Below are 1,253 nucleotides of genomic sequence, written 5' to 3'. Positions count from 1 at the left end.
CCGCCGGCCAGGGCGGTCGCCGGCGGGACTCCGAGGCGTTCGGCGGCCCGCCACAGCAGCACCGGGTCGCCGTCCGGCTCGGCCGCGGCGATCAGCAGCAGCCGCCGGGCCGGCGCGGGCAGTGCCTCGACACGGGCCAGGAAGCTCTGCTCGATCCGGCCCGGCAGCGTGTCCGCGTTCAGCAGGCCGAGCCCGCCGGCCAGCTGGGTCGTGGTCAGCCCGCGGGGGAGCTCCAGCATGGCCAGCGGGTTGCCCCGGGTCTCGGCCACGATCCGGGCGCGGATGTGCTGGTCGAGCCCGGAGTTGGTGACCGAGTCCAGCAGGGCGTGCGCAGCGTCGTCACCCAGCCCGGACACCTCCAGGGCGGGCAGGTCGCGCAGCTCCGGGCCGCGTTCCCGGGAGCCGAGGACCAGGGCGACGGACTCGGCCAGCAGCCGCCGGGCGACGAAGCCCAGCACCTGACCTGACGCCAGGTCCATCCATTGGGCGTCGTCCACCACACAGAACAGTGGCTGTGCCCCGGCCGCGTCCGAGAGCAGACTGAGCACGGCCAGGCCGACCAGGAAGCGTTCCGGCGGCGGTCCGGTCCGCAGCCCGAAGACGGTCTCGAGCGCGGCGCGCTGCAGGTCGGGGAGCTCTTTCAGGCGTCCGAGCAACGGCGCGCAGACCTGATGGAGGGTGGCGAACGCCAGCTCCATCTCGGACTCGATGCCGACCGCGCGCAGCACGCGCGTGCCGGTCGCCGCGCGCTCGGCGTAGTCGATCAATGCCGACTTCCCGGTGCCGGGGGCACCGTGCAGCACGAGCACGCGGCTCTCGCCCCGGCGCAGCGCCGCGATCAACTGATCGAGGGCCGCGCACTCGGCCTGCCGTCCGACCAGGGGTGCGTGCTCGCTGAACCGCGGTTCGTGCCGCTGCAAGCTCACATACATCCCCCTCGTCGCGTTCGGACCGCTGACCGGGCTGACGTGACGACCTTCATCTTTGACCGCTCGCCGACGGTGCGCCAGGTCAATTTTCCGACCGTGGGGCCGTCACATGCCGGTGGTCCGGGCCGCGGCGACGAGCCGGCCCCGGTCCGAGGCGGGGAAGCGGTCGAGCATGGCCCGTACCTCGGCGGCGTCGGTGTTCGCCCCGAACAGCTCGGAGCCGGGCTCCATCCGTACCCCTTCGGCCAGCGGCCCGGCCACGACCGGGTCGAAACCGAGATCGTCGACCAGGGCGGCGACCGCGGCCACGCCGGCCGGGTCGTC

1 protein-coding gene and 1 pseudogene are annotated in these 1,253 nt (G+C 73.9%); both read right to left on the bottom strand.

The features are described from left to right. Positions 1 to 926 (bottom strand): ATP-binding protein (locus AB0C29_RS49140; RefSeq protein ID WP_360835360.1); only part of this gene is annotated, 926 nt, incomplete at its 3' end. Positions 927 to 1,034: 108 nt separating this feature from the next. Further along, positions 1,035 to 1,253: pseudogene (locus AB0C29_RS49135) on the bottom strand (NADP oxidoreductase); the annotation flags it as partial.

The organism is Actinoplanes sp. NPDC048791, assembly GCF_040650095.1.
Classification (GTDB): domain Bacteria; phylum Actinomycetota; class Actinomycetes; order Mycobacteriales; family Micromonosporaceae; genus Actinoplanes.
The sequence above is the reverse complement of the archived record's forward strand: the minus strand, read 5'-3'. Positions and strand labels throughout refer to the sequence as shown.